This is a genomic window from Cellulomonas bogoriensis 69B4 = DSM 16987, from assembly GCF_000767165.1.
GTDB lineage: Bacteria > Actinomycetota > Actinomycetes > Actinomycetales > Cellulomonadaceae > Actinotalea > Actinotalea bogoriensis.
The window spans coordinates 1-4189 of sequence record NZ_AXCZ01000209.1 but is presented as its reverse complement, the minus strand read 5'-3'; the positions used below and the strand labels follow the sequence as shown (position 1 = coordinate 4189).

At 71.5% G+C, this 4189-nt stretch carries 4 protein-coding genes and 1 pseudogene; 1 reads left to right on the top strand and 4 read right to left on the bottom strand.

Annotation, left to right across the window (positions count from 1 at the left end):
• The 4 genes and pseudogenes from N869_RS13340 to N869_RS13325 form a co-directional block, all read right to left on the bottom strand.
• Positions 1-224 (bottom strand): annotated as a pseudogene (locus tag N869_RS13340) (amino acid ABC transporter permease); the annotation flags it as partial.
• Entirely contained in the window at positions 221-871 is a 651-nt protein-coding gene (locus N869_RS13335) for an amino acid ABC transporter permease (protein ID WP_035062392.1), read from the bottom strand. The pseudogene N869_RS13340 and the gene N869_RS13335, both read right to left, overlap by 4 nt.
• A gap of 66 nt (positions 872-937) precedes the next feature.
• The gene (locus N869_RS13330) at positions 938-1816 is read right to left on the bottom strand and encodes a glutamate ABC transporter substrate-binding protein (protein WP_035062391.1); all 879 of its coding nucleotides are present in this window, start codon (positions 1814-1816) and stop codon (positions 938-940) included.
• A gap of 64 nt (positions 1817-1880) precedes the next feature.
• A complete protein-coding gene (locus tag N869_RS13325; RefSeq protein WP_084137182.1) occupies positions 1881-2705 on the bottom strand; it encodes an amino acid ABC transporter ATP-binding protein in 825 nt (274 codons plus the stop codon).
• Between the two features lie 119 nt (positions 2706-2824).
• On the opposite strand from N869_RS13325, the gene miaB reads away from it, so the two are divergent.
• On the top strand, positions 2825-4189 hold a 1365-nt coding region (gene miaB, locus N869_RS13320; RefSeq protein ID WP_035062389.1), incomplete at its 3' end, for a tRNA (N6-isopentenyl adenosine(37)-C2)-methylthiotransferase MiaB.

The following is a 4189-nucleotide window of genomic DNA, read 5'->3' as shown; positions in this document are numbered from 1 at the left end:
GCCCCCAGGCCCCTGAGCAGCGAGGTCCACACCGCCTCGGCGGTCTGGCCGCGCGGCGGGTCGTACAGGACGTCCCAGCGGTCGGGGGAGAACACCCCGCGGCCGTGGGCGTACCACGCGGCGGCGCCGAGCACCCCGAGCAGGACCAGGGCCCCGGCGGCGGTGCCCCAGCGCTGGCGGCGCAGGCCCACGGGCCCGGGTGCGTCGTACAGGACCGAGCTCATCGGGTGAACACCACCTTGCGTTCGACGGTCGCGGCCAGGGCCCCGAGGCTCATGGTGATGACCAGGTAGCCGACCGCGACCCCACCGAGGACCATCAGGGAGTCCGCCGGGTTCGCCAGGGCCACGCGTCGGCCGGCGGCCACCAGCTCGACCACCGCGAAGCCCGCCGCCACCGAGGTGTTCTTGACCAGCGCGATCAGCACGTTGATCAGCGGCGGGATGACGGTGCGCACGGCCTGGGGCAGGACGACCTCCTGCAGCGACTGGCCGAAGGTCAGCCCGATAGCCCGGGCGGCCTCGGCCTGACCGACGCCCACGCTGTTGACCCCGGACCGCAGTGCCTCGGCGACGAACGCCGAGGTGTAGGTGGACAGGCAGATGACGGCGGTCCAGAACCCCAGCGGGGCCAGCAGCCCGAACTGCGGTGCGACGAAGGCCACGAAGAAGAACACGAGGGTCAGGGGCGTGTTCCGCAGGACCTCGACGTACGTCGCGGCCGCGACCCGCAGCGACCCGACCGGTGAGACCCGCATCGCCGCGCAGACGACCCCCAGGGCCAGGGCGATGATGCCCGACCATGCGGTCAGCTGCACGGTGACCAGCGCCCCGTCCCAGTAGGTCCCGATGTTGTCGGCTATGGCACCCACGACGGGCTCCTCTGCGCCTGGGGGTCGTGGGGGGAGCGGCCTGGCCGCACCCCCCACGACCGGTGGTCAGTACCGGTCGACGGCGGGCGGCTCGGGGGTGGCGAGCACCGTGCCGGCGGTCTGCTCCCAGGCGCGCTCCCAGCTGCCGTCGGCGTACGCCTCCTCGAGGACGTCGTTGATCCAGTCGCGGAACTCCTCGTCCTCCAGGGCGAGGCCGATGCCGTAGGGCTCCTCGGTGAACTGCTCACCGCGCAGCTCGAAGGAGTCGTCCTCGGCGGCGAACCCGGCGAGGATCACGTTGTCGGTGCTGACGGCGTCCACCTGGCCGTTGCGCAGCGGCTCGAGGCACTCGGAGTAGGTGCCCAGGGGGATGACCTCGGCCTCCGGGAAGTTGTCGAGCAGGTTCGCCTCGGGGGTGGAGCCAGAGACGGTGCACACCCGGGCCCCGTCCAGGTCGTCGGGTCCGTTGATCTCGGTGTTGTCCACGAGGGTCAGCAGGGACTGGCCGGCCACGTAGTAGGGCCCGGCGAAGGACACGACCTCCTTGCGGGGGTCGTTGATCGTGTAGGTGGCCACCACGATGTCGACCTGACCGGACTCGATGAAGGGTTCCCGGTTGGACGAGATCGTCTCGACCCAGTCGATGTCCGGTGGCGCGATCCCGAGGCGCCCGGCGATCAGGGTGGCGATCTCCACGTCGAAGCCCTCGGGGACGCCGTCCGGGCCGACCAGGCCGAACAGCGGCTGGTCGAACTTGGTGCCGACGGTGATGCTGCCGGCCTCGGCCAGGCGCGCCATCGTGGAGCCCTCGGGGAAGTCCCCGGGCTCGGCGGTGGGGTCGGCGTCCTCGGGCAGGGCGTCGTCGGCGTCGTCGGTGCCGCATGCTGCGGCGAGCAGCAGGGCGGAGGCTGCGACCAGGGCGGTCGCGGCACGTCGTGTGCGCATGGGTGCTCCCCTTCTCCTTGCGGCCCTGTGGCGGTCACCGGGCCGGTCGTTCGTCGTCGGGTCGTCAGTGGGTGAGGATCTTGGACAGGAAGTCCTGGGCGCGCGCGGTGCGCGGTGCGGTGAAGAAGGTCTCCGGGTCGGCCTCCTCGACGACCTGGCCCCCGTCCATGAACACGACGCGGTGGGCGGCACGCCGGGCGAAACCCATCTCGTGGGTCACCACGATCATGGTCATTCCCTCCTGGGCGAGGGACACCATGACGTCCAGGACCTCGTTGATCATCTCGGGGTCCAGGGCCGAGGTCGGCTCGTCGAACAGCATCACCTTGGGTCGCATGGCCAGGGCGCGGGCGATCGCGACCCGTTGCTGCTGCCCGCCCGACAGCTGCGCGGGCAGCTTCGCAGCCTGGTCGGCGACACCCACCCGCTCCAGGAGCCCCATGGCGGTGCGCTCGGCGTCGGCGCGCCTGACGCCCTTGGCCTTGATGGGTCCCAGGGTCACGTTCTGCAGCACCGTCTTGTGGGCGAACAGGTTGAACGACTGGAACACCATGCCGACGTCGGCGCGCAGCCGGGCCAGGGCCTTGCCCTCGGCGGGCAGCGGGACCCCGTCGACGGTGATGGTCCCGGAGTCGATGGTCTCGAGCCGGTTGATCGCCCGGCACAGGGTGCTCTTCCCGGAGCCCGAGGGGCCGATCACCACGACGACCTCACCCTTGCGGACGGTGAGGTCGATGCCCTTGAGCACGTGCAGGGGACCGAAGTGCTTGTCGACGCCTTGCAGGACGACCAGGGGTTCGCCCGGAGCGGACGAGGTGGGTGGTGCGGGGCGGTCCGCGGCGGCGGGGCCGGTCGGCTCGTGGGCCGAACCAGGACGATCTTGGGCCATCTGCTGAACCTAGAGCCCTCATGTCACAGGTGCCAGTGTTTCACGTCATGTCGACGTAACACCCTGGTGACGATCGTGTGCTTCGAGGTGCGGCCGTGGGCGCCGTACCCTTGTCCTCGATGTCCACGACCCTCGACGCCCCCCGCACCTACGTGGTGCGCACCCTGGGCTGCCAGATGAACGTCCACGACTCCGAGCACATGGCCGGCATGCTCGAGGCCGCCGGGTACGTCCCCGCCCCGTCGCAGGACGCGGCGAGCTCCCGCGCGGACGTCGTGGTGATCAACACCTGTGCCGTCCGGGAGAACGCCGCCAGCCGCCTGTACGGCAACCTCGGGCAGCTCGCGGCGGTCAAGGCCGAGCGTCCCGGCATGCAGATCGCGGTGGGGGGCTGCCTGGCCCAGAAGGACCGCGGCACCATCGTGGACCGCGCGCCGTGGGTGGACGTGGTGTTCGGCACCCACAACCTGGACGTCCTGCCCGCTCTGCTCGAGCGCGCCCGGCACAACGAGCGCGCCCAGGTCGAGATCGCCGAGTCGCTGCAGGTGTTCCCCTCCACGCTGCCCACGCGCCGGGAGTCGGTGTACGCCGGGTGGGTGTCGATCAGCGTCGGGTGCAACAACACGTGCACGTTCTGCATCGTCCCGCACCTGCGCGGCAAGGAGCGCGACCGGCGTCCGGGCGAGGTGCTGGCCGAGGTCGAGGCCCTGGTCTCCCAGGGGGCGATCGAGGTGACGCTCCTGGGGCAGAACGTCAACAGCTACGGGGTGGAGTTCGGTGACCGGCTCGCGTTCGGCAAGCTCCTGCGCGCCGTCGGTGCCGTCCCCGGGATCGAGCGGGTCCGCTTCACCTCACCCCACCCCGCGGCCTTCACCGACGACGTGATCGCGGCGATGGCCCAGACCCCCACGGTCATGCCCCAGCTCCACATGCCGCTGCAGTCGGGGTCGGACGCGGTCCTGCGGGCGATGCGCCGGTCCTACCGGTCCGAGAAGTTCCTCGGGATCCTCCAGAGGGTGCGCGCGGCCATCCCGGACGCGGCGATCACGACCGACGTGATCGTGGGCTTCCCCGGTGAGACCGAGGAGGACTTCGCCCAGACCCTGCGGGTGGTGGAGGCGGCCAGGTTCTCCTCGGCGTTCACCTTCCAGTACTCCCCGCGTCCCGGGACGCCGGCGGCCGATCTGCCCGACCAGCTGCCCAAGGCCGTCGTGCAGGAGCGTTACGAGCGACTGGTGGCGCTCCAGGAGCGGATCTCCGCCGAGGAGCACGCCGGCCAGGTCGGTCGCACCGTCGAGGTCCTGGTGGCCGAGGGCGAGGGCCGCAAGGACGGCGCGACCCGGCGCATCACCGGCCGCGCTGCGGACAACCGGCTCGTCCACCTCACCGAGCCGGCCACCGTCCCCTCCGGCCCGGACCGGTCGGCCGAGGAGCTGGCGGACGACGTCGCCCGCCCGGGCGACCTGGTCACCGCCACGGTCACG

Bases quoted from the DNA above. Each gene is read 5' to 3' on its own strand.
- N869_RS13330 (WP_035062391.1), bottom strand. From the start codon at position 1,816: ATGCGCACACGACGTGCCGCGACCGCCCTGGTCGCAGCCTCCGCCCTG.
- N869_RS13325 (WP_084137182.1), bottom strand. From the start codon at position 2,705: ATGGCCCAAGATCGTCCTGGTTCGGCCCACGAGCCGACCGGCCCCGCC.